The sequence below is a fragment of the Streptomyces sp. MNU89 genome, assembly GCF_020982505.1.
Taxonomy (GTDB): domain Bacteria; phylum Actinomycetota; class Actinomycetes; order Streptomycetales; family Streptomycetaceae; genus Streptomyces; species Streptomyces xinghaiensis.
In genome coordinates this window covers 5,621,593-5,647,408 of sequence record NZ_JAJKLL010000001.1, presented here as the reverse complement: position 1 = coordinate 5,647,408, position 25,816 = coordinate 5,621,593, and the positions used below count along the sequence as shown (strand labels likewise).

Below are 25,816 nucleotides of genomic sequence, written 5' to 3'. Positions count from 1 at the left end.
GGCCGCCGGCGGAGAGGGCCGTTCGCCCGCTCACCCGGTGCCGCCCGCCGCTCCCTTCCCGCCGTCCCCGTCCCGCTTCTGCTCACTCCTGGTCGCCGCCAGGGACCAGATGATGGAGACGGCGATCGTCGCGACGATGAAGCCGAGGGTGATCGGGATGGGCAGCTTGCCGACCGGGGTCTCGGACAGGATCAGCTTGACCCCGGCGAAGGCGAGCAGCACGGCCAGCCCGTAGTGCAGATAGCGGAAGCGGCGCAGCAGGCCGGCGAGGAGGAAGTACAGGCTGCGCAGGCCGAGGATGGCGAAGGCGTTGGCGGTCCACACCAGGAAGGTGTTGGTGGTGATCGCCAGGACGGCGGCCACCGAGTCGATGGCGAAGACCAGGTCGGTGGCCTCGATCGCGACGAGGGCGACGAACAGCAGGGTCGCCGTGCGGCGGCCGTTCACACGGACGACGAACCGGTCGCCGTGGAACGTGGGATCGGTCGGCACGATCCGCCGGACGAGCCGCACGACCGGATTGCGGTCCGGGTGCACTTCCGTGTTGTGCGAGACGGCCATCTTGTAGCCGGTCCAGATCAGGAACGCGCCGAACACGTAGGCGGTCCAGAAGAAGATCTCCAGCAGTTCGGCGCCGATGAAGATGAAGACCAAGCGGGCGCCGAGCGCGCCGATCACCCCCCAGAACAGGACCTTGTGCTGGTAGGCGTCCGGGACCCCGAAGAACGAGAACACCAGCGCGAAGACGAAGATGTTGTCGATCGACAGGGCCTTCTCGATCAGATAGCCGGCGTAGTAGGTGCTCGCCGCCTCCCCGCCCTGCCAGGCCCACACGATCACGCCGAAGGCGAGACCCGCCGCGATCCATCCGGCGCTCCAGAGGGAGGCCTCGCGGAAGCCGATGACATGGCTGTCACGGTGGGCGAGCAGGTCGACGGCCAGCATCAGACCGATGGCGGCGGTCAGCACGGCCCACCCCCACAGGGGTGCGGTGAAGGTCAGGTCGTTCATGTCGGTCGGCTCTCCTCGGCTTCCCTCGGTCGTCCTCCTCGGCTGCCCCGGGTTCCCCGGTTCGGGTCCCCGGATGCCCGCGTACCCCGGTCCACCGGGTGTCCCCCGCGGAGACGGCCGCCCGGGGCCGGTGAGGACAGCGGCGGTACGGCCTCATCGTCACCCGGGGCCGGGGGACTTCCCGGGTGGATCACCGGCCGTCCGTCCGATGCCGTAACGCCGTGGCGGCCGCGGTGCCCGTCGAGGCCGTGGTGCCCGTGCTGCCCGTGGTGGTGTCCGTGGTGTCCGTCACCGCCGCAGCCCCGGCGCGTCTCCCCGCCGCTCCCGCCGCGCGGGCAGCGTCCCGTAGCCCGTACGACACATACGGGGCCCCGCGGACACAGCCGGTTTACACCGGAGCAACTGCCGGGAAACGGCCCGTTGCCATGCTGCCGCCGAGGGGACCGGGGGGTTGGGCACCACCGTGCAGAGCCGCGCGGAAGAGGCGCTTCCGGGACCCGCACCCGCTGCCGTCCGCACCCGCACGAGGGGGACCACGTGACCTTCAAGGCCGAGTACATCTGGATCGACGGAACCGAGCCCACCGCGAAGCTCCGTTCGAAGACGAAGATCCTGGCCGACGGCGCCGAGCCGCCCGTCTGGGGTTTCGACGGGTCCAGCACCAACCAGGCCGAGGGCCACTCCTCGGACCTCGTCCTGCAGCCGGTCTTCTCCTGCCCGGACCCGATCCGCGGCGGTGACGACATCCTCGTCCTGTGCGAGGTGCTGCACACGGACCTGACCCCGCACGCGTCGAACACCCGCGCACTGCTGCGTCCGGTGGCGGAGAAGTTCGCCGCCCACGAGCCGGTCTTCGGGATCGAGCAGGAGTACACCTTCTTCCAGGGCAGCCGGCCCCTGGGCTTCCCCGAGAACGGCTACCCGGCCCCGCAGGGCGGCTACTACTGCGGCGTCGGCGCCGACGAGATCTTCGGCCGCGAGATCGTCGAGAAGCACCTGGACAACTGCCTGACGGCGGGCCTGGGCATCTCCGGCATCAACGCCGAGGTCATGCCCGGCCAGTGGGAGTTCCAGGTGGGCCCGCTGTCGCCGCTGGAGGTCTCGGACCACATGTGGGTGGCCCGCTGGCTGCTCTACCGCACGGCCGAGGAGTTCGGGATCTCCGCCACGCTGGACGCCAAGCCGGCGAAGGGCGACTGGAACGGCGCGGGCGCGCACACCAACTTCTCCACCAAGGCGATGCGCGAGGGCTACGAGCCGATCATCACGGCCTGCGAGGCGCTGGGCGACGGCGACAAGCCGGCCGTGCACGTCAAGCACTACGGCGTCGGCATCGAGGCCCGGCTCACCGGTCTCCACGAGACGGCGCCCTGGAACGAGTACAGCTACGGCGTCTCCGACCGCGGCGCTTCCGTCCGCATCCCCTGGCAGGTCGAGGTGGACCGCAAGGGCTACATCGAGGACCGCCGCCCGAACGCCAACGTCGACCCGTACGTGGTGACGCGGCTGATGGTCGACACCTGCTGCACCGCCCTGGAGAAGGCCGGCCAGGTCTGATCCCTCCGCTCCTCCCCGTGGTAAGGCGACGGGCGCCCGCAGCACCGGCGGGCGCCCGTCGCGCTGTCCGGGCGCGGGCCGCCGCCCGGCGGCCCCGTTCCGTACGGGCCACCGGGAGGCGGACCGTACGGAGCGGGGCCTTGCGCGTCGGCCCGTCAGCGGGCCGGGCGCGTCAGGAGACGTCCGCCCGGTGCCGGGCCACCGCTCCGCGGAGCAGGTCCACCACCAGGAACAGGACCAGCCCCAGCCCGAACAGCGGTACGAACCAGCCGAGCAGCACCGCCGCCGCCAGCAGCCCCGCCAGCGCTCCCGGCGGTGCCTTGCGCCAGGCACCGCGCGGCATCGGCCGCCCGACGCCGAAGCGGGTTCCGCGCGGGGGACGGCGCTGCCACCACATCCGGTAGCCGTACACGATCAGCACGATCAGTCCGGCCATCAGCGCGATCAGCAGCAGCTGGTTGGGCAGCCCGAGGAAGAGCCCCATGTGGGCGTCGATACCGAACCGGGTGAGCTGGGCGAGCACCGGGTAGTCGGCGAAGGCCAGGGTGTCCACGACCTCACCGGTCGCCGGGTGCACGGACACCGAGTCGAAGTGCACCGGCCACTGCTTGTCGTTCTCCGCGACGACATAGGCGGCCTTCTCGTCGGCCGGCAGGGTGATCACCACGGACTCCGAGACGCCCTGCTCGCGGGCGGTGTCCATGAGCCGGTCCAGGCCGATGTCGCCTCCCTCGCCCGGCTGGTGGCCGCCGTCGCCGTGCGCCGAGCCGTGGCCCTCGTGGCCGCCCGCCCCGGTGCCGGCCGCCGGGTCCACGGTGGCGGTGACCGCCGGGGTGGTGCCGCGCACCTGCTCGCGCAGCAGGGCGACGTTCTCGCCCGCGTACGTCGACCAGGTCAGCCCGGTCGCCGAGAGGAACAACAGGCCCAGCAGGGACCAGACACCGATCGCGCCGTGCCGGGACATCGTGCGCCGGCGGCCCGTCAGGCCCCGCTCCGGCAGCAGCAGACCGCGCGCACCGCGGGTGGCACGGCGGCGCCGCAGCCACAGCAGCAGTCCGCCGAGCGCCACGACCCACAGCCAGCTGGCGGCCAGTTCGCTGTAGAGGCGCCCCGGTTCGCCCAGGTGCAGATGGCGGTGGAGCTCCGATATCCAGGCGCGCACGGGGAGCGCGCCGGAACTGCCGTAGCTGAGGAGCTCTCCGCGCACCTCGGCGGTGTACGGGTCGACGAACACGGCCGTCGACTTGCTCTCCCCGAGGCCCGGGTCCTCGAACAGAACGCGGGTGGTGGCCCCCGCTTCGGGGGACGGCCACACCTTCGAGAGCGTGCCGCCGGGGTGCGCCTCGACGGCCGCCCCGACCTGCTGGGACAGCGGCAGAGCGGCTTTGCCCTCGGGCACGGGGACCGTCAGCTCGTCGGCATAGATCACCTTCTCCAGCGGGTACGAGGCCGCGTACAGCAGCCCGGTGACGGCGGCGATCAGGAGGAACGGGGCGACGAGGATGCCCGCGTAGAAGTGCATCCGCAGCACGAGCGGGCGCAGGCTGCCCTTGGACGGCGCGGGGACGCGGGGCGGAGGTGGGGTGGCGGTGCCGGCCTGCGGGGCCGGTGCGGGCGGCTCGTCCTCCGCGTCGCCCCACGGAGTCCGCCGGGCGCGCCGGCGGGGCCGGACCGGGGCGGGGCGGGAGTGGCGGCCTTCGCGGTGGTGGCCGGTGAGACGGTGACCGCCTCGCCGGCGGCCGCCGTGTCAGCGGCCGCCGTGCCCGCGGCCGGGGAGGCGCCGTCATTGGACGCGGTGCCGGTGGACGCGGACGCCACGGCCGTGGTGCCGGAGCCGGAAGCGGAGCCCGGTGGAGCGGGACGGTCGGTGTCCGGCTTGGCGGGATCGTCGATGGACATGGGGTTGGCCTCACTTCGTGGTCGGCCGCGGGCGCGCGGAGGCGCGGGCGCGGCACGGGGAGCGGGGCGGGTGGAGCCGGGCCCGGAGGGGCGCGGTGGAGTCCCGGCCGCGGCCGGCGCGGGATGCCGGTGCGCGCGGCGGCCCATCGCCCGGCCGGGGCTTCCACCGCCCGGCCGTCCGGGACCGCCCGGAATGGCCGCGGGCCGCCCGGACGGCGGCTCCGCGTACGGTTCACACCCCGGCCCACACGCTCACCACCGCGCGACGGCAACGCGTCGCAGCCGCACAGCGGGCACGACCGCCCAGGCCGTCAGGTCACGGCGGGAGCGGCGGCCCGTGCGGCGCAGCGCGGCGGGCGCCCGTCAGGCCGGCGTCGTACCGGGCGCGGGCCCGAGGGCGTACGGGGTGGGGTGGGGCCGGGCCCACGGCGGCGGCCCGCGCCGGGAGAGGACGTGCGCCAGCAGGGAGCCCCGCAGCCGGAGGGCCGCCTCCCCGTACGGCAGCGGCGGCCGCACGGGGCGCGGCGCGGCCGGGGTCCCGTACCGGGCGGCTCGGAGCAGCGTCCGCAGCGGTATCAGCGCCAGGGAACCCAGGCAGCGCAGCAGCCGGAAGAAGGCGGCCTCGCCCCGCCAGAGCCAGACGGCGCAGCAGAGCGCGGCGAGGAGGTGGACGGCGAGCATGGCGAGTGTGGCGTGCTCGGAGTGCTCACCCGGGACGGCGAGGCCGACGGGATCCGGCGCGGCGCCGACGCCGTGCCCCGGGCCGGTGCCGGCACCGGCCGGGCCCGCCTCGGGCAGGGGCCCGCCGGGCGTCCGGGGATGGGCCGCTGCGGTGCCGGGGCCGTCGGTGAAGATCAGGTGCAGGGCGGTCTGGACCGCGAGCAGGGTGCCGGCGATGGAGAGGACGCCGCGGCGCCGCCCTCCGGCGAGCCAGGCGACGGTGCCGGTGATGCCGAAGGCGGCCAGCAGCGCCGGGAGCGGAATGTCGTGACCGGACATCACCGCGTGCCCGGTGGCCGCGAGCACGACGGAGACGGCCGCGAAGAACGCGGCCCGCAAGAGGCGCGTCAGCGATCCGTCTGCCGTCATGGTGGTGAGGTGCATGCTCCCACGCCGTGCCGGGCGGCGGCAGCGGCGACGGTCGGCCAACGCCCTTGTCTGCCCGATGAGTTCACCCGTACCTGCCCGGAGTCCTTTTCGTTCCGCTCCTGGGTACGGACAGGACCGCCGATCGACTCACCCGGCCTGCGGATTCCCGGGCACAGGGCCGGGCGGCAGCCGGGGCCGGTGGCCGAACCGCTCCCCCGGCCGCCCCGTCCGGCGGGCGGGTGAACGGGCGGGCAGGCGCCGGGCACACCGCGCAGGGGTGGTGCCAGGTGCACCTCCGCCCGGGGGCGCGGCCCCGTGACCGCCGGCTCCCGATCCGGCGAGACTGGGGCCGTGCCCGAGAGCCGGGCGCGGAGCAAGAGGCCGGGGGCCGAAGATGGGGAAGTTCAGGGAAGCACTGATGGCGGCCGGGCGGGGGCTGTACGTCGCCGTGGTGTCGCTGGCCGGTTCGGTCGCGCTGCTCGTGCTGTCGGTGCTGTCGATCGGCTTCATCGCCCTCGGCGTGGGCGTGCTGACGACACCGGTGGTGCTGGGGGCCGTACGGTCGTTCGCGGAGTGGCGGCGGACGCTGGGGTACGACTGGGCGGGCGTGCGGACTCCGTCCGCGTACCGTCCGCTCCCGGCGGACCTGCGGCCGGGCCTGGTCGGGCAGGCGGAGCGGTGCGCGCATCTGCTGCGGGACCCGGCGACGTGGCGGGATCTGCTGTGGCTGCCGGTCGACATGACGGCGGGCTTCTTCACGGCGGCGCTGCCGGCCGTGCTGCTCGCCTTCGCCGCCGAGGGGGCCGCGATCGCGGCCGGACTGTGGCGGGTGCTCGGGGACGGCTACTGGTTCGCGTTCATCCCGGTTCGGGGCCAGGTGAGCGCTCTCGCGGCGGGCGCGCTCGGGCTGCTGGTCCTGGCGGGTGCCCTCCGCGTCAACCCGGCGCTGCTGCAGGCCCACTTCCGGCTGACGGGGGCAGTCCTCGCGCCGTCCAAGGAGGCCCTGGCGCGGCGGGTGGAGCGGCTGGCCGAGACGCGGCACGACGCGGTGGACACCTCGGCCGCCGAACTCCGCCGCATCGAACGGGATCTGCACGACGGTGCGCAGGCCCGGCTGGTGGCGATGGGCATGAGCCTCGGCACCGTGGAGGCCCTGCTCGAGAAGGACCCGGAGCAGGCGAGGAAGCTGCTCGCCGCGGCCCGGCAGGATTCGGCCGAGGCGCTCACGGAGCTGCGCGACCTGGTACGGGGCATCCATCCGCCGGTGCTGGCGGAGCGCGGTCTCGGGGACGCCGTGCGGGCCCTGGCCCTGCGGATGCCACTGCCGGTGGAGGTGGAGGTGGGCCTGCCGGGGCGGTTCGCGGCGCCGGTGGAGTCGGCGGCGTACTTCGCGGTGAGCGAGGTGCTGACGAACGCGGTGAAGCACTCCGGGGCCGAACGGGTGTGGCTGGATGTGCACCATGACGCGGCCTCGGGGACACTCCGGATGACCGTTACGGACAACGGCCGCGGCGGGGCGGACCCGTCGGCCGGTTCGGGCCTGGCCGGGATCGAACGCCGGCTCGGTACATTCGACGGCATACTCGCCGTCAGCAGCCCGGCCGGCGGTCCGACTCTGGTGACGATGGAGCTGCCGTGCGTGTTGTCCTCGCAGAAGACCTCTTCCTCCTGAGGGACGGCCTGGTCCGGATGCTGGAGGCGTTCGGCTTCGAGATCGCGGCGGCCGTGGAGAGCGGCCCGGAGCTGAGCCGGGCGCTCGCGGAGCTGAAGCCGGACGTGGCGGTGGTCGACGTCCGGCTGCCGCCGTCGTTCACGGACGAGGGCCTGCAGTGCGCGCTCGCCGCACGCCGGGAGACGCCGGGCCTGCCCGTGCTGGTGCTCTCCCAGCATGTGGAGCAGCTCTACGCACGGGAGTTGCTGGCGGACGGCATGGGCGGGGTCGGCTATCTGCTCAAGGACCGGGTGTTCGACGCCGACCAGTTCACGGACGCGGTGCGGCGGGTGGCCGCGGGCGGCACCGCGATGGACCCGCAGGTCATCTCCCAGCTCCTCAGCCGCCGGTCCCGGGACCGGCCGATGGAGAAGCTCACCCCGCGCGAGCGCGAGGTGATGGAGCTGATGGCCCAGGGCCGTTCGAACACGGCCATCGCGGGGGAGCTCTTCGTCACCGAGCGGGCTGTGGCGAAGCACACATCGAATATTTTCACGAAGCTCGGTCTGGCCCCCTCGGACGACGACAACCGGCGGGTTCTCGCGGTTCTGGCCTATCTGGACCGGGGCGCGCGGGAGTAATCGTCCGGCGGGGTTTGAACACCCGAGCGCCGGACTCCGTATCGCTGGCCATGAAGCCCAAGACACACAAGCGTTCCCCTTTGCTGAACAGGACGGCTGGTGCGGCGGCAGCTCTCCTGTTGGGAGGCGGCGGGCTCGCTGCAGTGAACTTCTACGCCTCCGCCGGCACCTCGAACGATGGCGACAGCCGGAAAGGAGCGGTAGCACAAAAGGCGTCCACCATCGCCTGTCCGGATGTGGTGGACCGTCTGGAAAAGGTCCCCCGGCAGTCGCGGAAGGAAGTCAGCCGTGAGCTGGGGCGGCTCGACGCCCAGATCGGCGCGGCCTACAAGCGCCTCGTGGAGAACCGGCGCGCGGCTGCTCTCGACGCGTCGTGGACCAAGAACTCCGTGCTCGACCCGCTGGCCAGCAAGCGCCGTGCCAGTCTCGACCGCATCAGAATCGCCTTGGAACGGGCCGGTGTGACCCAGGCCGGCCTGGAGAAGCTCGCCCGCTGCGGCATGAAGGACGGCGGCACGGTCCGTCCCGGCGACGGCCAGCAGGACGGCGGCCAGCAAGGCGGCGGCGAACAGGACGGCGGCCAGGACGGCGGGCAGCAGGACGGCCAGAACGGCGGCCAGGGCGACGGCGGCCAGGGCGAGGGCGAGGCCCCGCCGCCGCAGGTCGGCCCCTCCCCCGAGGACTTCGTGGACATCAACGACGTCCAGCCGAACGTCCAGGAGCCCGAGGCCCAGGAGAACGCGTCCACCGGCGTGTTCAAGAGCGACTGCGGCGTCAACGAGAACGGAAAGTTCAACTCGGACAACATCATCGTGGCGCCCGGTGTGGTCAACGCCGCGCACCACATGCACGACTACGTCGGCAACCAGGCCAACGACGCCTTCGCCGTCGACGAGGACCTGGCCCAGGGCGAGACCACCTGCGCCAACCAGGAGGACCAGTCCACGTACTACTGGCCGGTCCTGCGCGACCTGACCGGCGGTGACGAGGCGGACGTCAACACCCCGGGCGGCGGCCTCGACGGCAACGTCGGCAAGATCATCACCCCGGCCGAGGTGACGATGGAGTTCCAGGGCAGCCCGGTCGGCGAGGTCGTGGAGATGCCGCGCTTCCTGCGCATCATCACCGGTGACGCCAAGGCCTTCACCAACGGCACGGACAACGCCAACTCCTCCTGGAGCTGCACCGGCTTCGAGGACCGGCAGATCGCGGACAAGTACCCGCTGTGCCCCGAGGGCAGCCAGGTGGTGCGCAAGTTCGAGTTCCAGAGCTGCTGGGACGGCCAGAACGCCGACAGTGCCAACCACCGCACGCACGTCGACTTCGCCAATGAGGACGGCTCCTGCGACGAGGGCTTCGTGGCCATCCCGAAGCTCGTGCAGCGGATCGTCTACGACGTGCCGGAGGGCACCAACTTCGCCGTGGACTCCTTCCCGGAGCAGCTGCACAAGCCCATCACGGACCACGGTGACTTCATCAACGTGTTCTCCGAGAACCTGATGGCGGAGGCGGTCGAGTGCATCAACAGCGGCCAGGAGTGCACCTGACGGTGCCCCTCCCGGCGCTGCCGGACCGCTGATTCGGTCCCCCCGATGACCCGGTCCTTCGTCATCCCACTCCCCTGACGGCCTCCCCTGTGGCCGTCACGGGGCGGGGGTGCCGGTGATCCCCACCGGCACCCCCGCCGTTGTTTCCGTACGCGGCCGCGTAGCCCGGCCCCGGCCTCGTACGGACGGGCCGGCCGTACGGTCAGCCGTGCGAGCCCTGGTGGCCGCCCTGCTTCGCGTCCTCGTGGGACCCCTCCGGGGAGTCCTCGGACGCACCGCCCGAGCCCTCGCCGTGCGCGGGTCCGTGCGAGGCGCCCGTCTCGATGTCGCCGCCGAGCTTGCCGCGCAGGCTCTCCACCACCTTCGGGGAGCCCACGGCGACCCACTTCGGGCCGACCAGATAGGTGCCCCCGTAGCCCTCGGCCTCGGAGAGCCAGTCCTGCTGCCCCTTGTGGGTCGCGAAGGTGGCCAGCACATAGCGGCCGTCGCCCCTGCCGCACCGTCCCTGCCGCAGCTCCTCGGCGTCGATCTGCAGATTCGGTTTCTCGCAGCCCGCCTTCCCGGCGAGCTGCTCCACGGTGCCGGTGGCCGTCTCGGGAACTCCGGCCCCGTCGTCCGCCCCGCTGTCCCCGCCGCCGCAGCCGGCGGTCAGCAGCAGGGCGCAGGCCAGCACCGGGGTGACGGCGGCGGTACGCACCGCCGAACGCTTCGATGACATCGGTCCTCCGGATGGGTGCGGCCCCGCGCGGGGGCCACATCGTGACTTCTCGGTGTGTCCCGGGGTACGGCTCACCGCGTCGCGCGTCTCATTGCCGGGCCCCTGTCGGCTCGTTAGCGTGCACACCTCACGCACCTGTTACCGCTGTGCTACGCAGAGTGGGGAGCGCACGTGTCCGAACTGACCAGACGGGTTCTGCTGGGAGCCGCCGGTGCCCTGGGCATCGCGGCCCTCGGCGACCACGCACCGGCCGCCCGCGCCGAGACGCCCGCGGCCGGCCCGCCCTTCGACCCCGCACCCGCCCGCGCGGCACTGGAGCGCCTGCTGCCCGGCCACGCCGGCCAGTTCCGGCTCCGGCCGCTGTCCGGCGGCCGGGAGCGCTTCCGCGTCACCGGTGCCGCGGGGCGCGTCGAGGTGGCGGCCACCAGCCCGACGGTGCTGCTCACGGGGGTCAACTGGTATCTGAAATACGTCTGCCGCGCCCATCTGAGCTGGTCCGGGAGCCAGACGGAACTGCCCCGCCGGCTGCCCGCGCCGGACCGTCCGCTGGCCCGGTCCGCGACCGTGCCGAACCGGTTCGCCCTCAACGACACGCACGACGGCTACACCGCCCCGTACGCCGACTGGCCGCGCTGGGAACGCCTGATCGACATCCTGGCGCTGCACGGCTGCAACCAGGTGCTGGTCACCCCGGGCCAGGAAGCCGTCTACCACCGGCTGCTCCTGGACTTCGGCTACACCGACGAGGAGGCCCGCGCCTGGATCCCGGCCCCCTCCCACCAGCCGTGGTGGCTGCTGCAGAACATGAGCGGTTACGGCGGCCCCATCAGCCCGGAACTGCTCGCCCGCCGCACCGCCCTGGGCCGCCGCATCTGCGACCGGATGCGCGAGCTGGGCATGTCCCCGGTGCTCCCCGGCTACTTCGGCACCGTCCCCGGCGGCTTCGCCGAACGCAACGACGGGGCGCGCACCGTCCCGCAGGGCACCTGGGCCGGCCTGGAGCGCCCCGACTGGCTCGACCCGCGCACCGCCGCCTTCCGCGCCGTGGCCGCGTCCTTCTACCGCCATCAGGAGGAACTCTTCGGCGCGGCGGACCACTTCAAGATGGACCTGCTGCACGAGGGCGGCGACCCGGGGGACGTGCCCGTCCCCGAAGCGGCGCGCGCCGTCGAGACCGCGCTGCGCACCGCCCGCCCCGGCTCCGTCTGGGTCATCCTCGGCTGGCAGGAGAACCCGCGCCGGGAACTGCTGGACGCCCTCGACAAGGAACGGATGCTCGTCGTCGACGGGCTCTCCGACCTGGAACGGGTGACCGACCGCGAGGCCGACTGGGGCGGCACCCCGTATGCCTTCGGCACCATCCCCAACTTCGGCGGCCGCACCACCCTCGGGGCCAAGACCCACCGGTGGACCGAGCGGTTCACGGTCTGGCGCGACAAGCCGGGCAGCAAGCTCACCGGCACGGCCTATATGGCGGAGGCCGCCGAGCGCGACCCGGCCGCCTTCGAACTCTTCAGCGAACTCGCCTGGCGCGAGGAGCGGGTGGACCGCGCCGCCTGGTTCGCCGAGTACGCCGACATCCGCTACGGAGGCCGCGACCGCGAGGCCCGGGCCGCCCTCGCCGCGCTGCGGGAGACCGCCTACGAGATCGGCAGCCGCGACGGGCGTCCGCACGACAGCATCTTCGCCGCCCGCCCCAGCCTCACCGCACGCTCCGGCACCCACTACGCCACCCACATGCCGGCCTTCGACCCGGCCGCCTTCGACACGGCCTTCGCCGCCCTGCTCGGCGTCCGGGCCGCGCTGCGCGGCTCCGACGCCTACCGGCACGACCTCACCGACCTCGGCCGGCAGGCCCTGGCGAACCGCTCCTGGCAGCTCCTGCCGCAGCTCCGCACCGCGTACGAGCGCGAGGACCTGGAGACCTTCCGGGCCCTGTCCGCGCTGTGGCTGCGGCTGATGCGGCTCAGCGACGACATGACGGGCGCCCACCACCGCTTCCTGCTGGGCCCCTGGCTGGCCGACGCCCGCCGTATGGGGTCGGACGAGGCCGAGTCCGACCGGCTCGAACAGACGGCCCGCACGCTCATCACCACCTGGGCCGACCGGCCCACCGCCGACGGCGGGCGCCTCGCCAACTACGCCAACCGCGACTGGAACGGCCTCATCGGCGACTTCCACCTCCCCCAGTGGCGGAGCTACCTGGAGGAGCTGGAGAATGCCCTCACCGAGGACCGCGAGCCCCGCGCCTTCGACTGGTACGCCGTCGAGGAGCCCTGGACCCGCGAACGGCAGAAGTACCCGGAGCGGCCCGTCACCGACGCCTTCCGCACCGCGCGGCGCGTCCACGACGAGCTGGCCCGGGCCCCGTACCAGGGGGTCGTCACGGTCTCGGCGGACCCGGTGGCGATCCCGCCCGCCGGCGGCACCGACCTCACCGCGTCGTTCCGCAACACCAACGGCCTGGCCCCCACCGGCTCCGTCGGGTTCACCCTCACCGGACTCGCCGGCGAACCCGGGGAGACCGTCACCCTGCCGCCGGTCCCGGCGGGCGGCGAGGGCCGGGCCCGGTGGCGGGTGGCCGCCCCTGCGGGCCCGCCGGAGCGCCCCCTGGACCCGCTGCCGTACGAGATCGCGGTGCGCTACGGGCCGCGCGGCGAAGCCCCGGTGCGCACCGCCCACCCCGGCGTCCTGTACGTCGCGAGCCCGCCCGGGCCCGGCTGGCGGACGGCGAACGGGAACGCGGCGCTCTTCGGGGAGCTCGGCGCCCGCTGGGCCATCGAGGGCGCGGGCGCCGATCTGTGGAAGGCCACGGCCGAGTTCGGCGCGCTCTACCGCCCGGGCGTCCTGGCCCCGGGCACGGTGGTGACCGTCCGCGTCGACAGCCAGGCCGTCACGGGACCGTGGGCCCGAGCGGGTCTCGTCGTCCGCAACTCCCTGGAGGAGGCGGGCTCCCCCGGCTTCCTCAATCTCTCCGTCACCCCGGCCAACGGCGTCGTCCTCTCCTACGACGCCACGGGCGACGGCACCCTCGACACCTACCGCCGTGTCACGGGTCTCACCGCCCCGGTCGTACTGCGCCTGACCCGCACCGGCGAGGACGCGTACACCGGGGAGTGTTCGGCGGACGACGGCGCGACCTGGCGCACCGTGGCGGCCGTCCGGGTGCCGGGCGCGGCAGCGGGGCCGCAGGACGCGGGGATGTTCATGAGCGCGGCCAACGGGGGTGACGGCGAGCGCGGCCTGGTGGAGTTCAGCGGCTGGCAGGTGAGCTGACCGGAGCGGCCCGGGCCGGACGGACCCCGGGCAGCCGGGAAGGACGGGGAACCCGCGGCGCTCTCCCGGTTACCGGGCGGGCGCCGCGGCGCCGTTCTCCGGGGCCGCGGCCGCCGCCTCCGCCTCGGCCTCCGTCTCCGTCCCGGTCTCCCCGAGGTCGCTCTCCCCGAGCAGATAGGGATAAGGGCAGCTGCGGGGATCGGCGGCGATGCAGGAGTTGCACGGCCGCGACCGGTCGAGCACGCACTTCGGTACGGGCCTCATGACGGCTCCCCTCCGGCTTCCGCCCCGGCCGGGCCGTCCCCGGCCAGCCGGCGGCACACGCGTTTGAACACCAGGACCGGCACGTAGTGCCGGAGCGGCGCGGAGGCGAAGACGGCGGACTCCTCCGCCAGGACCGCGTCCAGCACTTCGGAGGGGGTGTCCGGGAAGCGCCGGGCGAGCCGGGCGCGGACGTCCTCCCGCGCCCGGTCCTCCGCGGCCGGTCCCGGCGGCATCACGGGCCGGGTGTCCCGGCAGTGGCCGCCGCCCCCGGCCGGAGGGCCGTGCGGAACGGCCGGGGCGGCCGGCGACCCGGCCGGGAGCCACCGGAGCCCTCGCCCCGTTCCTGCGGTGCCGCGCGGATGTCCCCTCATGCCACCATGATATACCCCCAGGGTATTCACTCATCCTGACCCCACCCCCGTCCGCCTCGGCGGAGAACACCCCAACTCACGCCCCTCCAGCCACACCCGTCCCACGGGTAACGCCGGAACCGGCCCTCACCTCCGCCCCGGCGCGCCCCCGTGCCGCCCGTCACACCTGGCGCCGGGGACACAACACGCAGATAACCGGTCGTTAAGGTAGCCACCATGACGACCGTGGTACGCCGCCGGATGGGTGTCGAAGAGCGGCGGGAACAATTGATCGCCGTGGCGCTGGAGCAGTTCAGCCGCCGCTCCCCCGACGAGGTCTCCATCGACGACATCGCGACGGCCGCGGGAATCTCGCGGCCGCTCGTCTACCACTACTTCCCGGGCAAGCACAGCCTGTACGAGGCGGCGGTCAGCCGGGCCGCGGAGGAACTGGCGAACCGTTTCACCGAGCCACGTGAAGGCCCGCTCGGGGCACGGATGTTGCGGGTCGTGAACCGCTACTTCGACTTCGTCGACGACCACGGCCCCGGCTTCGCCGCCCTGCTGCGCGGCGGCAGCGCCGTGGGCCCCGAGCGCGCCAACGCGCTCATCGACGACGTCCGCGAGGCCGCCTACCGGCAGATCCTCCTCCACCTGGGGACCGACGAGCCCGGTCCGCGTCTCGGCCTCGTCGTCCGCTCCTGGATCGGGCTCGCCGAGACCACGGCGCTGACCTGGCTCGACGGCTGCGATGCGCCGCGCGAGGAGATGGAGTTGCAGCTCGCGCACGACTTCCTGGCGCTGGCGGCGGTCACCGCCGCGTACGACGAGGAGACCGCCGCCGTGGTGCGCGCGATCGTCTCCGAGCAGGCGGCCGACGGCGCCTACGCCGCCTTCGTCGCCCGGCTCGCGGAGTTCGGTCCCCGGCCCGCCGCCTGAACCGCCACCGTGGGCCCCACGGCTCGTACAGCCCTCCCCCCTCACCCCTCATACGCGAACGGACCACCCGGCGCTCGCCCCTGAGGGGCGCGCCCGGGTGATCCGTTCACCGCGTGGTCTGTCACCGCGTGATCCGGCCCGCGGAGCCGGCCGCCGGATCAGTGCCGCTGGAAGACCGCCACCGTGCGGCCCGGGACCGTGAAGGTGCCCGAGTCCCGCGCGTAGGACGCCTTCTTCACCACGCCGTCCGAGCCCCCGGCCTGGACAGGATGGAGGGCGTAGCCCCGCCCGGCCGCCGAGCCGACCTTCTGCGTCTGCTCCCGCGGGGTGGCGTTGAAGACCACCACCAGGTCACCAAGAGCCATGGTGATGACGCCCGGCGTCTCCTCCGCGCCGCTGAGCGGGAAGGACAGCCGCTCCTGCACCGCCTCCGCCGTGTCCAGGCCGAACACCGGCTCGGTGGTGCGGATGCGGAGGAGGTCCCGGTACGCGGCCGAGGCGCCCTCGATCTCCGTGCAGCCGGGCCGGAACTGCGGTTTGCTCAGCAAGGGCTTGGCGAAGGGCCACTTGTCCTTGTTGTCGGCGGCCGGCGGCAGGCCGCGGCCGAAGCCGTTGCCCTTCTCGCAGTCCCAGTTCAGGACGTTGAACCAGTCTCCGCTGTCGTAGGAGTTGCGGTCCAGCGACTTGGAGCGGAGCAGGTCGCTGCCCGCCTGGGAGAGCGCCGGGCCCTGGGAGAGCGCCGCGGTGGCCATGGAGAGGACCTGCATCCTGGCCCGGTCGGCGGCCGGGGTGTCCGCGGGCAGTTTGAACGCCAGGGCGTCGTACAGGGTTTCGTTGTCGTGGGCGTCGGCGTAGGCCAGGGCCTCGCCGGGGGCGGCGGCGTAGCCGGCCGGTGAGCCGTTGTAGTCCACCTCGGAGCCCTTGACCTTCTTCCCGGAGGAGCCGGTGAAGGAGTAGCCGGCGAGGTTGCCGCTCAGCCCGACCTTGATGAGGTCCTGGTAGTGCAGCAGCCGTGCCCTCTGCTCCGCCTCGCTGCCGTTGGCGTCGGAGCCGTTGGGCTCGGTGAAGAGGCCGGAGCCGAAGCCCTGGACACCGGGGTCGGCGTCGAACGGGCCGCCGCCGCGCACCGCGTCGCGGGCCCGGTCGCTGAACGTGGCGATGCCGGTGCCCGCCATGTTCTTCTGCGTGGCCTGGACGAAGCGGGCGTCGTCGGCGATCTCGCCGAAGTTCCAGCCCTCCCCGTAGAGGATGATCTCCTTGCCGTCCACGCCGTCCTTCTCCACCGTCAGGGCGTCCAGCGCCTTGCGGACGGCGAGCATGTTGGCCTTGGGGTGGTGGCCCATGAGGTCGAAGCGGAAGCCGTCGACCTTGTACTCCTTCGCCCAGGTGACGACGGAGTCCACGACGAGCTTCCCCATCATGTCGTGTTCGGGCGCGGTGTTGGCGCAGCAGGTGGAGGTGGCCACGGAGCCGTCCGCCAGCAGCCGCTGGTAGTAGCCGGGGACGATCCGGTCGAGGACGGACTTGCCGTCCTGGCCGCTCGCCACGGTGTGGTTGTAGACGACGTCCATGACGGTGCGCAGCCCGCTGCCGTTGAGGCTCTGCACCATCTTCCGGAACTCCACGGTCCGGCGGGGGCCGTCCGGGTCACTGGCGTAGCCGCCCTCGGGGACGGTGTAGTGCAGCGGGTCGTAGCCCCAGTTGAAGCCGTCCTCGGCGGCGGCCTTCCCGACGCACTCCTGCTGCTTCTCCGAGTCGGCGGGGAACGCGGCCAGCTCGCAGTCCGGCTCGGTGCGGTCGGCCTTGCGCTCGGGGATGGTCCCGATGTCGAAGACCGGCAGCAGGTGGACGTACGAGGTGCCGGCGTCCGCGAGCTTCTCCAGGTGCTTCATGCCGTCCGAGCCCCGGTCGGTGAAGGCCAGGTACTCGCCCGGGTGTTCGGACGTGGGGTCGGCGGCGGAGAAGTCGCGGACGTGCAGCTCCTGGATCTGCGCGTCGCGCAGCGGCACCGCCTCCGGCTTCTTCAGCGAGGCCCAGCCCTCGGGGGCCAGTGCCGGGTCGGCCAGATCGGTGACCAGGCTTTCCTTCGAGTCGGCGGTGAGGGCGGTCGAGTAGGGGTCGGTGACCTTGTTGGTGACGAGCTTCTGGACGCTCGGCGCCCAGACGGTCACGGCGTAGCGGTACGGCTTGCCGCGCCAGTTCTTCTTCCCGGCCGCGCTCCAGACGCCGCTGGCGTCGTCACGGCGCATCGCGACCCTCTTGCCGTCCAGTTCGAGGGAGACCGCGCGGGCGGTGGGGGCCCAGACGGAGAGGGACGGCCTGCCGTCCGCCGAGAAGACCGGGCCGAGGTCCGCCTTGGTCGCCTCCGCTCCGTACAGGTCGTCGAGCACGCCCGGGATCTGGACGCCGGTGGCGGCGAGCAGCGCGCCGGAGGCCGAGCGCTGGGTGGCGATCAGCTGGCCCCGCAGGGCCTCGCGGACCCGGTCCCGGTCGCGCTCGTCCAGGCGGAAGGCCGGGTGGTCGGCGAGGTGCGGGTACTTCTTCTTCTGCGCGCCGGTCAGCGCGGAGGGCGCGAGCCGCAGCCACTGCCCCTCGTCGGAGAGGACGCCGTCCTCGGCGGTGATGCCGCCCCGGGGGGCGTACACGAGCTGCTGGCTGGTGGCGGCGGTGGCCTTCACCTTCCAGACGACGGTGTCGCGGTCGATCCACTGCGCCTCGGCCCTGGTGAGGTCGAGGTCGGGGGCGCCGCCGGTGGCGGGCAGCAGATGACCGGGCTTGCCGGCGAGCCGCCAGACCTCGTGGCCGTGGGCGGCGAAGTCGAGGGACTGGTCGCTCGGGAGGTCCTTCTCGTCGCCCTTGTGGAGGATGTACGACAGGGAGGTCGCGCCCTCGGCGAGGGGCACCTCGAAGGTCGCGCCGAAGGCGTCCTTCCGGACCGGCTCCAGCGGTTTCGACCACTCGGTCGGCTCGGCCGCGCCGGTCCAGGTGTGCAGGCCCCAGCCGTCGTAGTCGCCGCCGGGGCGCTGGTAGTGGATGACGGCCTTGGTCTTGTCCTGCGGCGGGTAGACGCCGTCGGGGCGCTTGCCGGTCAGACCGTCGTCGCCCTGCTCGATCCACACCTCACCGGTCTTCGCCAGGTCGATGGTGCGTTCGGGGCCGTCGGCGGTGCCGTCCTTCTCGACGGTGAACTGCAGTTCTGCGGCGCTCTCGTCCTCGCCCAGGGTGATCCAGGCGAAGGCGCCGTACGCGTCGCGGCCGGTGAAGGCGCCGGTGCGCTCGCCGGCCTTCAGCCGCCAGCCCTCGTAGTCGCCGTCGGCGCGGCGGTAGTGGACGACGGCGTAGTCCCGTTCGACGGCGGTGGGCCTGTCGGGCGCGGGGGGCTGCCCGGTGGCGGAGGAGGCGAGGGCGCTGGCGGTGCGGCCCTTGCTGTCCACCACGACGGCCTTGTAGCGGAGGGCGGTTCCGGCGGGGACGGTGTCGTCGATGTGGTGGGTGACCTGGTACGGGGCGTGGTCGGCGCTGCCCAGCACCTGCCACTTCCCGCGGCCGGTCTGGGCGGCGAAGACGACCCGGTTGAGCTGTCCGCCGTCCACGTCGGCGGTGAGTTCGACGGTGCCGGTGGCGCCCTTCTCCGGGGCGGTGAGGGTCACCGAGGGCTTGGCGGCGGGCGCGGCGAGCGGCTTCGCGGCCTTGAGGACGGTCGCCGAGAGGGCGGGGACGGTGACCTCGATCTTCTTGTCGGCGCCGCTGACCACGCGGTCCGCGTCGTCGTAGCCGCCGGAGCCGCCGGAGCCGCCGTGGATCGTGCGGAACGTCATGCGGGCGGAGCCGGTCGGGATCTCGGCGGTCTTCGCCTCGGTGGAGTTGTTGAAGGCGACGACGTACTCGGTCTTCTTGCGGGTGTCCGTCCGCGAGAAGGCGTAAAGCGACGTGTCGGCGAGGCGCTCCGTCTGGATGCCGTCGCGCAGCGCCGGGTGCTTCTTGGTGAGCTTCGACAGGCCGGCGATCTGCCGGTAGAGCGGGTGCCGGGTGTCGTAGGCGTCGTCCGCGTGGGTGCGGCGGGTGCCGAGCTGGTCGTCGTCCAGGTAGTCGGCGGTCTTGGAGGCGAAGAGGGTCTGCCGGGCGTCCTTGTCGCCGCCCGCGCCGGTGAAGCCCTGCTCGTCGCCGTAGTAGACGACCGGGTTCCCGCGGGTCAGGAACATCAGTTCGTTGGCGAGCTTCGCCCGCCGGAGCAGTTCCCCGCCGTCCGCCTCCGGGTTGTCCTTCTTCAGGAAGCTCCCGATGCGGCCCATGTCGTGGTTGCCGAGGAAGGTGACCTGGGAGTACGCGTTGGCGCCGTCGGTGGTGTAGCGGTAGTCCTGCGCGAGGACGTCCGACAGCCCGGACGCCTCGGCGCCCTGGGAGGCGTAGGAGCGCGCCGCCTCCTGGAAGGGGAAGTCGAGGGTGGAGTCGAGGCGGCCGCGGGTGACGTACGGGGCGGTGACGGCCGGGTCGGCGGAGTAGACCTCGCCGAACATGAAGAAGTCGTCCCGGCCGCGCTTCGCGGCGTAGGCGTCGAGGGCGGTGGCCCACTGCGTCCAGAAGTCCAGGTCCACGTGTTTGACGGTGTCCACCCGGAAGCCGTCGATGCCGAAGTCCTTCACCCAGCGCTGGTAGATCTTCTCCATCCCGCGCACGACCTCGGGACGCTCGGTCCACAGGTCGTCCAGGCCGAAGAAGTCGCCGTACTCGCCGGACTCGCCCGCGAAGGTGGAGTCGCCCCGGTTGTGGTACATCGCCGGGTCGTTGAGCCAGGCCGGGACCTTCTTCTCCCCCTTCGCCACGGGCGTGTAGGGGAAGGCGTCCAGGTCCACGCCCTTGCGCGGCATGCCGTCGCGGTCGTCGAACGGGCGGCCGTCCTTGTCGAGGTACGGGAAGGCGCCCTTGGGCTTGTAGCCGTACTCCTTCTCCGCGTAGTCGACGGTGTCGGCGGTGTGGTTGGTGATGACGTCGAAGTAGACCTTCATGCCCTTGGCATGGGCCTTGTCGATCAGCTTCGTGAGCTCGGCGTTGGTCCCGAAGTGCGGGTCGACCCGGGTGAAGTCGGTGATCCAGTAGCCGTGGTAGCCGGCCGAGCTGTTCTCCCCCTCCCCCTGCACCGGCCTGTTCTTGAAGATCGGCGCCAGCCAGATGGCGGTGGTGCCGAGGCCCTTGATGTAGTCCAGCTTGCGGGTCAGGCCCTTGAGGTCGCCGCCCTGGTAGAAGCCCTTGTCTGACGGGTCGAACCCGGTATCGAGGCGGCCGCCGGACAGCCCGCCCCTGTCGTTGGCGCGGCTGCCGTTGGCGAACCGGTCCGGCAGGACGAAGTAGAACTGCTCGCGCGACTGGTCGTGGCGCGCGGGCTGCGCCGCCAGCGACCTGTCCGACGGCGGTCTCGGGGGCGGCGGTGCCGCGGACGCGGGCTGCGCCGCGGGCAGGACGGCCGCGAAGAGCGCCGCGGTGACGGCCGCTGCGGCCGTTCTGCGACGCGGGTTTCCGGTCACGGGTGACATCTCCTCAAGGGATGGCGGATGGTGCGGTGGGTGCGGTGGGGTGCGCGGCCCGTGCGGGACCGCGCGGAGCACACCCGGTGGCGGAGGGTTGGCCGGGGACGGCGGGGGCGCGGCAGGGGTGGAGAACGGCGGGATGACCGCCCGGCCCGTCGGGGAGTACGGGCCGGACGGCCGGCGCCCGCGAAGGGCGGCGGAAGGGGTCAGTCGCGCCAGGTGTCGGTGAGCCGCACGCTGCCGTCACTGCCGACGGTGGCGGTGCGGTTGGCCCCGCTCTCCCAGGTGACGTTGGAGCCCGCGTCCTTGCGGAGGTACTTGTACTCGAAGGAGGTGCCCGCGGGCAGCGGGACACTCAGCGACCACACGGGGTAGTCCGCCGGGTCGAGCTTGAGCGCGGCCGAGGGGTCCCAGTTGCCGAGCTCGGCGCGGTTGCCCGTGACGTAGATGTTCTGCCCGAGCACGGTGGTGGCGTTGACGTTGAACGACGCGGCCGCGGCCGGCTCGTCGGTGCCGCCACCGCCGCCGGAGCAGGTGCGGGCCCCTGTGTGCAGGGCGATGGCGCTGTTGGAGCCGAGGGTGGCGGTGAACTGGCCCGAGCCGTTGACGGTCACCGTGGCACCGCTCTGGACGTCGCAGTAGTCGCCGGACGGGAGCGAGGTCTGGAAGGTGCGGCTGATCGGCCCGCCCTCGTGGTTGATGGCGACGTAGGCGCTGCTCCCGCGCCCGAAGGCGATGGCGTCGTTGCCGTTGTCCCACCAGTTGGTGACGGCCGAGTTCCCGGCGGTGTTGCGGAAGGCCACCATGTTCCGGATCTCGGGCCAGCCGTGCTGGCACTTCCAGCCGTCGCTGTAGCAGGCGTTCACCGTCCCGCCGTTGGGCGGGCCGGCGTCCTTGTTCGACCACTCGTAGCCGGAGTGGACGTCGGGGGCGCCGTAGGGCCAGGCGAGCATGAAGACGTTCGCCAGGGTGTAGTTGGCACCGTCCTTGTAGCTGAGGGTGTCGCCGACGCGCTCGGTGTCGTGGTTGTCGACGAAGACGGCGGACTTGCCGGACTCCATGTAGCCCCAGCTCTCGCCGTAGTTCTTGAGGTGGGCGAGGCTCTCGTTGTTGAACATCCGCTTGAGGTCGCGGGCGTAGCGGAACTCCTGGACGTCACCGGTGCCCAGGTACTCGCTCGGGGAGACGGCCTCACCGGCCCCGTGGATCGCCTCCTGCTTCCAGTAGGCGTTCGGGTTGCTCAGCCGGGACTTGATGTTGGCCAGGTCGGCGGCCGGCATGTGCTTGGCGGCGTCGATGCGGAAGCCGTCCACACCCAGGGAGAGCAGGTCGTTCATGTAGCCGGCGATGCGGCCGCGGACGTAGTCCTCGCCGGTGTCGAGATCCGCGAGGCCGACCAGCTCGCAGTGCTGGACGTTGTACCGGTCCCCGTAGTTGTTGATCTCGGACCGGCAGTCGTCCATGTCGGCGCCCGAATAGATGCCCGGATAGCCATACTTGGAGTACGAGGACCCGCCGGTACCGGTGCCGGAGCCGGCGGACATGTGGTTGATGACGGTGTCGGCGACGACCTTGACACCCGCCGCGTGACAGGTGTCGATCATGTTCTTGAACGCGCCGCGGTCCCCGAGCCGCCCCGCGATCTTGTAGCTGACGGGCTGGTAGGAGGTCCACCACTGCCCGCCCTGGATGTGCTCCTGCGGGGGCGAGACCTGGACGTAGCCGTAGCCGGCCGGGCCCAGGGTCTGGGTGCACTCCCTGGCGACGGAGTCGAACCGCCACTCGAAGAGCACGGCGGTGACCTGCTTGTTGCCGGGGGGCGCCGCCTGAGCCGGAGTGGTGGCGGCGGGTGAGGCGAGTCCGGCGGCGGCGCCCGCCACAAGGGCGAGGGACGCGGCCAGGGGTCGGCGTCTGCTGAGGCTACGGGCCATTGCTTCCTCCTGGGTGAGGAAAGGGGTGGGGGAGCAGCCTCGTGCGGCAACGCGCCATGCCCCTAAGGCCGATGAAGGTTCTTGCTGCAAGAAACAACAAGAAGTTGGGTACCGGACGGTAGGCCGCCCGCCGCCCTAGGTCAAGACCCTGGACACAACCGCGTTACGGAGGCGAAATCCCACCGCCTCACGGCGGGTTGAACCCCTGCAAACTCTTTCGCAAACTATTGCAGCAGTGTTACGTTCAGCCCTGACTCCGGCCCGGCCGGCCGGGGGATCCGCAGGGCGTGGCCGCTTCCGGGCCACCCCGTCCACGGACCCCACGCGCCCGTCCGGCCGGGCCGGTTCCAGAGGGAACAGACGTCCGCGTCACGGCGGGCTGCGTGCGACCGGCCGGCCCCCGGCACAGCCGCCCGGCGGCCGGCCTCCCTGCCGTCCGCCGGGTGAGACGAGCACCGGGGCCGCTTCCTCGGCGTCGTCTCCCTGCCGATCCGGGCGCCGGGGCGCGTTCGCCGGCTGCCCGTCGCCTCCAAGAAGCGTGTGCCGGGCGGTACTTCGGCACGCGACCGGCCCCCGGACGGCATGATGTCCGGATGACCGATCACCAGAGGACCGATCCGCCGCCGGTCGACGACGAGCGGGCCACGCTGAACGGATACGTGCAGTACCAGCGGGACACCCTCGCCATGAAGTGCGCGGGACTCTCCACCGGGCAGCTCAGGGAGCGGGCCGTGCCGCCGTCGCCGATCTCCCTGCTCGGGCTCGTGCGGCACATGGCCGATGTCGAGCGCGGCTGGTTCCGGAACGTGGTGAACGGCGAGAGTGTTCCGCGGTACTGGCCCCGCGAGGACGGTACGGACGGCGCCTTCGACGTGGACACCGCCGACCCGGAGGAGGCCTTCCGCGTCTGGCGGGAGGCGTGCGCGCGGTCCCGCGCCATCGTCGAGGCCGCCGAGTCCCTCGACGTCACGGGCCGCCGCCGCGGCGAGGACTTCTCCCTGCGCTACATCCTCGCCCACATGATCGAGGAGTACGCCCGCCACAACGGCCACGCCGATTTCCTGCGCGAGCGGATCGACGGAGCGGTCGGCGAGTGAGCGGCGAGGAGCGGCGGGTGGGCGGAGCCCGGACCGGCCCCGTCGTCAGTGCCGGTCCGGCTTGCCCGCCAGGAGGTTGCCCGCCTTCGCGCTGACGCCGCCCCAGCGGGCGTCGTGCCGCCGGGCCCGCTCCGTGGCCCGGCGCCGACGGCGCGAGCCCTCCGAGTAGAAGCGGTGGGCCCAGGGCGAGTCGGGGCGGGCGAGGCGCACGGCGGCGGTCAACGCCACGGGCGGCAGGAAGATCCCGATCACGCCCAGCCGCATCTTCCCCTTGACGAAGGACGTCACGACGATGAGGAAGTGCAGGGCCACGGTCAGGGCCAGCCCCGCCCGGTTGTCCTGCTCCGCCTCGCTGACGTCGTCCACGCCCACCGGCAGCGCGCCGAGCAGCACCATGCCGACGGCGGCCGCGGTGAGCATGACCGCCTCGACGGAGGCGCGGCCCTGCTGGGACCAGTACACGTCGCTGAGGTAGAGCATCAGCGCGAACTCGTCCATGACGAGGCCCATTCCGGCGCCGAAGACCAGCGCCATCGCCGCCGCCCCGCCGCTCTCGTCCGCGATGGCCGCCATCCCGAAACCCCCGACAGCGGCCAGCACGATGCCGGGCACCATGTGGTGAACGTGCACCCGTCCGGTGCCGACGTTGCGGAACGGGCCGCGACCGGCCCGGATCATCCGGGTGATGCCGCGGGTGACCAGGAAGACGGTCACGAACCCGGCCAGGCTGAGCAGCAGGGGCAGCTTGCCCGGCTCCACGATGTTGCGATACCACCAGTCGCCCATGGGGCCGCCCTGTTTCCGCTATGCCGTGATTCCGGCGGATTGTTCCGGTCGGCGCTCACGATAATCCCCGGCCGGCCCGGACCACGCCCGGCGCGCAAGTCCGCCGCCGCGAAAGCCGGTGGCCGTCCCCGCTGCCGGGGGCCCGGCCGAGGCCTCAGGTCAGCAGCCGGAGGCCGATCCCGAGCAGCAGTGCCGCGCACGCCGCCGCGGTGACCAGGAAGACGGTGCGCCTGCCGGCCCCGCGGAGGCGCAGAGCGAGGGCCAGCGGGCCCACGGGGGCGATCTTGTTGTTCACGGCAGTCTCCTCGATGATCTCGGTGAATCGGAAGGAACACAGGTCGGGGGTTCAGGGCCTGTCCTGTTGCAGAGCGGACCGCAACGCGAGCAGTTCGCGGCGGCGGGACCGCGCCCGGACCAGGGCGAGTCCTGCCGCGGCGACGAGGAGGACACCGGCCAGGGCCGTGACCAGTACCCCGGCCGTGGTGGCGCGTACAGCGGCAAGCGCCGTCCCGGCCACACCGGTCACCGCGGCGGCCACGAGCGCGAGCCGGGCTGCCAGCACCCGGTCCCGGGCGAAAAGGGGCCGCCGTCTGCTCAGCACCCAGCCGGCGAAGGCCGCCCAGGCCAGCCCGATGGCGATCAGCCCGGCGAAGGCCGCCCGGGTGCGCAGGGGAAGCGGATGCGGCTCGGTGGCCCACAGCACCGCGATCAGTGCCGCCCCGCATCCTCCCGCCAGTCCCACGGCAAGGTGGCGGATCCGTGAGCCCAGCGAGACCTCCGCGGCGAGCGCGCGCTCCAGTTCCCCGGCAACGCCCCCCTGGGCCGCGGGGTTCGGTTCACTCATGTCCGTATCCCCTCTCGGCAAGGACTCCGCGCAGCATGCGGCGCGCGCGGTGCAGCCTGCTCTTGACCGTGCCGACCGGTACGCCGAGCACCTCCGCACAGGCGGCCAGCGGCAGATCCTGCAGGTGGAACAGGATCAGCACTTCGCGCTCCGGGGGCGGCAACCCGCCCAGGCCGGCCTCCACCTGCATCGTCGTGAGCAGACTGCCGAGAGAGTCGTCGACGACGGCGCCCGCTTCGTCCATGGGGGTTTCCGACGCCCGGTACGCCTGCCTCAGATGGTCGGTCACCGCGCGCCGGGCGATGGTGAACAGCCAGGGGGCGAACCGCTCCGGCTGCCGCAGCCGCGGCAGTCCGCGCACCACGGCGACCCACGCCTCCTGGGTGAGATCCTCCGTGAGGTGCGGCGACCCGACCATGGCCCGCACATAGCGCCACAGCGGGCCATGCCAGGCACGCACCAGTTCGGGGAATGCTTCCCGCTCCCCGAGCTGGCAGCGCACCACCAACAGCCCGTCACGCCGCTCGTCGCCGCTCACCGCACCTCCCTCTCCGCTTCCGCGTCTCACCGGAACAGTCGGCGTGCGAGGCGGAAAGGTTCACGGGATCCCGGGCGACCGGCCGGGGGCCCGCACTCCGGTGCACCGCCCCGGGTGCTCTCATGATGTACGCGCGGGACGTGACGGGGGCCG

At 72.8% G+C, this 25,816-nt stretch carries 19 protein-coding genes; 7 read left to right on the top strand and 12 right to left on the bottom strand.

The annotated features are described in order from the left end of the window. Positions 1 to 30: 30 nt before the first annotated feature. Positions 31 to 1,011 carry a TerC family protein gene (locus tag E4N63_RS24090; RefSeq protein WP_125624049.1) on the bottom strand — a complete coding sequence of 327 codons (981 nt, stop codon included), beginning with the start codon at positions 1,009 to 1,011 and terminating at the stop codon, positions 31 to 33. 537 nt (positions 1,012 to 1,548) lie between these two features. Between E4N63_RS24090 and glnII the strand changes: the two genes are divergently transcribed. Continuing rightward, positions 1,549 to 2,568: a glutamine synthetase gene (gene glnII / locus E4N63_RS24085; protein WP_125624051.1), complete on the top strand. Its 1,020-nt coding sequence runs from the start codon at positions 1,549 to 1,551 to the stop codon at positions 2,566 to 2,568. Between the two features lie 172 nt (positions 2,569 to 2,740). On the opposite strand, the gene E4N63_RS24080 is transcribed toward glnII, so the two are convergent. Both E4N63_RS24080 and E4N63_RS24075 read right to left on the bottom strand, forming a co-directional pair. After that, positions 2,741 to 4,090, bottom strand: a complete 1,350-nt coding sequence (locus E4N63_RS24080) for a PepSY domain-containing protein (protein WP_230242618.1) — start codon at positions 4,088 to 4,090, stop codon at positions 2,741 to 2,743. Positions 4,091 to 4,830: 740 nt separating this feature from the next. Continuing rightward, positions 4,831 to 5,556 (bottom strand): hypothetical protein, encoded by a 726-nt coding sequence (locus E4N63_RS24075; protein ID WP_230241675.1) that lies wholly within the window; start codon positions 5,554 to 5,556, stop codon positions 4,831 to 4,833. Between the two features lie 394 nt (positions 5,557 to 5,950). Here E4N63_RS24075 and E4N63_RS24070 point away from each other — a divergent pair, with 394 nt between their 5' ends. From E4N63_RS24070 to E4N63_RS24060, 3 genes are all read left to right on the top strand, one after another. Next, positions 5,951 to 7,228, top strand: a complete 1,278-nt coding sequence (locus tag E4N63_RS24070; protein WP_230241674.1) for a histidine kinase — start codon at positions 5,951 to 5,953, stop codon at positions 7,226 to 7,228. Further along, on the top strand, positions 7,192 to 7,848 hold the full coding sequence (locus E4N63_RS24065; RefSeq protein WP_039821629.1) for a response regulator transcription factor: 657 nt from the start codon (positions 7,192 to 7,194) through the stop codon (positions 7,846 to 7,848). The genes E4N63_RS24070 and E4N63_RS24065 overlap by 37 nt, the downstream gene beginning before the upstream one ends. A gap of 143 nt (positions 7,849 to 7,991) precedes the next feature. Further along, positions 7,992 to 9,395: a DUF1996 domain-containing protein gene (locus E4N63_RS24060; protein ID WP_308188740.1), complete on the top strand. Its 1,404-nt coding sequence runs from the start codon at positions 7,992 to 7,994 to the stop codon at positions 9,393 to 9,395. Positions 9,396 to 9,597: 202 nt separating this feature from the next. Here E4N63_RS24060 and E4N63_RS24055 read toward each other — a convergent pair whose 3' ends face one another. Further along, a complete protein-coding gene (locus E4N63_RS24055; protein WP_230241672.1) occupies positions 9,598 to 10,113 on the bottom strand; it encodes a hypothetical protein in 516 nt (171 codons plus the stop codon). Between the two features lie 171 nt (positions 10,114 to 10,284). On the opposite strand from E4N63_RS24055, the gene E4N63_RS24050 reads away from it, so the two are divergent. Further along, positions 10,285 to 13,389 (top strand): alpha-N-acetylglucosaminidase, encoded by a 3,105-nt coding sequence (locus tag E4N63_RS24050; RefSeq protein WP_125625486.1) that lies wholly within the window; start codon positions 10,285 to 10,287, stop codon positions 13,387 to 13,389. Between the two features lie 69 nt (positions 13,390 to 13,458). Here E4N63_RS24050 and E4N63_RS24045 read toward each other — a convergent pair whose 3' ends face one another. Then, entirely contained in the window at positions 13,459 to 13,653 is a 195-nt protein-coding gene (locus tag E4N63_RS24045) for a hypothetical protein (protein ID WP_125625487.1), read from the bottom strand. Then, on the bottom strand, positions 13,650 to 13,886 hold the full coding sequence (locus tag E4N63_RS24040; RefSeq protein WP_070159286.1) for a three-helix bundle dimerization domain-containing protein: 237 nt from the start codon (positions 13,884 to 13,886) through the stop codon (positions 13,650 to 13,652). Before E4N63_RS24040 ends, E4N63_RS24045 begins: the two co-directional genes overlap by 4 nt. A 354-nt stretch (positions 13,887 to 14,240) precedes the next feature. Here E4N63_RS24040 and E4N63_RS24035 point away from each other — a divergent pair, with 354 nt between their 5' ends. After that, the gene (locus E4N63_RS24035; RefSeq protein WP_125625488.1) at positions 14,241 to 14,942 is read left to right on the top strand and encodes a TetR/AcrR family transcriptional regulator; all 702 of its coding nucleotides are present in this window, start codon (positions 14,241 to 14,243) and stop codon (positions 14,940 to 14,942) included. Between the two features lie 158 nt (positions 14,943 to 15,100). On the opposite strand, the gene pulA is transcribed toward E4N63_RS24035, so the two are convergent. Both pulA and E4N63_RS24025 read right to left on the bottom strand, forming a co-directional pair. Beyond that, on the bottom strand, positions 15,101 to 20,464 hold the full coding sequence (gene pulA, locus E4N63_RS24030; RefSeq protein ID WP_374112827.1) for a pullulanase-type alpha-1,6-glucosidase: 5,364 nt from the start codon (positions 20,462 to 20,464) through the stop codon (positions 15,101 to 15,103). A gap of 209 nt (positions 20,465 to 20,673) precedes the next feature. Then, positions 20,674 to 22,398: a carbohydrate-binding module family 20 domain-containing protein gene (locus E4N63_RS24025; protein ID WP_125626685.1), complete on the bottom strand. Its 1,725-nt coding sequence runs from the start codon at positions 22,396 to 22,398 to the stop codon at positions 20,674 to 20,676. 593 nt (positions 22,399 to 22,991) lie between these two features. On the opposite strand from E4N63_RS24025, the gene E4N63_RS24020 reads away from it, so the two are divergent. Continuing rightward, entirely contained in the window at positions 22,992 to 23,495 is a 504-nt protein-coding gene (locus E4N63_RS24020; RefSeq protein WP_125626686.1) for a DinB family protein, read from the top strand. 45 nt (positions 23,496 to 23,540) lie between these two features. Here the strand turns inward: E4N63_RS24020 and E4N63_RS24015 are convergent, their stop codons facing one another. From E4N63_RS24015 to E4N63_RS24000, 4 genes are all read right to left on the bottom strand, one after another. Next, a complete protein-coding gene (locus E4N63_RS24015; protein WP_125626687.1) occupies positions 23,541 to 24,281 on the bottom strand; it encodes a hypothetical protein in 741 nt (246 codons plus the stop codon). Between the two features lie 154 nt (positions 24,282 to 24,435). Then, on the bottom strand, positions 24,436 to 24,576 hold the full coding sequence (locus E4N63_RS24010) for a hypothetical protein (RefSeq protein ID WP_230241670.1): 141 nt from the start codon (positions 24,574 to 24,576) through the stop codon (positions 24,436 to 24,438). A gap of 51 nt (positions 24,577 to 24,627) precedes the next feature. Continuing rightward, positions 24,628 to 25,125 (bottom strand): transmembrane transport protein, encoded by a 498-nt coding sequence (locus E4N63_RS24005; protein WP_125626688.1) that lies wholly within the window; start codon positions 25,123 to 25,125, stop codon positions 24,628 to 24,630. Then, the gene (locus E4N63_RS24000; RefSeq protein WP_230241669.1) at positions 25,118 to 25,663 is read right to left on the bottom strand and encodes an RNA polymerase sigma factor; all 546 of its coding nucleotides are present in this window, start codon (positions 25,661 to 25,663) and stop codon (positions 25,118 to 25,120) included. The genes E4N63_RS24005 and E4N63_RS24000 overlap by 8 nt, the downstream gene beginning before the upstream one ends. Positions 25,664 to 25,816 lie beyond the last annotated feature (153 nt).

Coding starts and splice junctions, on each gene's coding strand:
- E4N63_RS24090 (WP_125624049.1), bottom strand. CDS start 1,011: ATGAACGACCTGACCTTCACCGCACCCCTGTGGGGGTGGGCCGTGCTG.
- E4N63_RS24080 (WP_230242618.1), bottom strand. CDS start 4,090: ATGCACTTCTACGCGGGCATCCTCGTCGCCCCGTTCCTCCTGATCGCC.
- E4N63_RS24075 (WP_230241675.1), bottom strand. CDS start 5,556: ATGACGGCAGACGGATCGCTGACGCGCCTCTTGCGGGCCGCGTTCTTC.
- E4N63_RS24070 (WP_230241674.1), top strand. CDS start 5,951: ATGGGGAAGTTCAGGGAAGCACTGATGGCGGCCGGGCGGGGGCTGTAC.
- E4N63_RS24055 (WP_230241672.1), bottom strand. CDS start 10,113: ATGTCATCGAAGCGTTCGGCGGTGCGTACCGCCGCCGTCACCCCGGTG.
- E4N63_RS24045 (WP_125625487.1), bottom strand. CDS start 13,653: ATGAGGCCCGTACCGAAGTGCGTGCTCGACCGGTCGCGGCCGTGCAAC.
- E4N63_RS24040 (WP_070159286.1), bottom strand. CDS start 13,886: ATGCCGCCGGGACCGGCCGCGGAGGACCGGGCGCGGGAGGACGTCCGC.
- E4N63_RS24035 (WP_125625488.1), top strand. CDS start 14,241: ATGACGACCGTGGTACGCCGCCGGATGGGTGTCGAAGAGCGGCGGGAA.
- E4N63_RS24025 (WP_125626685.1), bottom strand. CDS start 22,398: ATGGCCCGTAGCCTCAGCAGACGCCGACCCCTGGCCGCGTCCCTCGCC.
- E4N63_RS24020 (WP_125626686.1), top strand. CDS start 22,992: ATGACCGATCACCAGAGGACCGATCCGCCGCCGGTCGACGACGAGCGG.
- E4N63_RS24015 (WP_125626687.1), bottom strand. CDS start 24,281: ATGGGCGACTGGTGGTATCGCAACATCGTGGAGCCGGGCAAGCTGCCC.
- E4N63_RS24005 (WP_125626688.1), bottom strand. CDS start 25,125: ATGAGTGAACCGAACCCCGCGGCCCAGGGGGGCGTTGCCGGGGAACTG.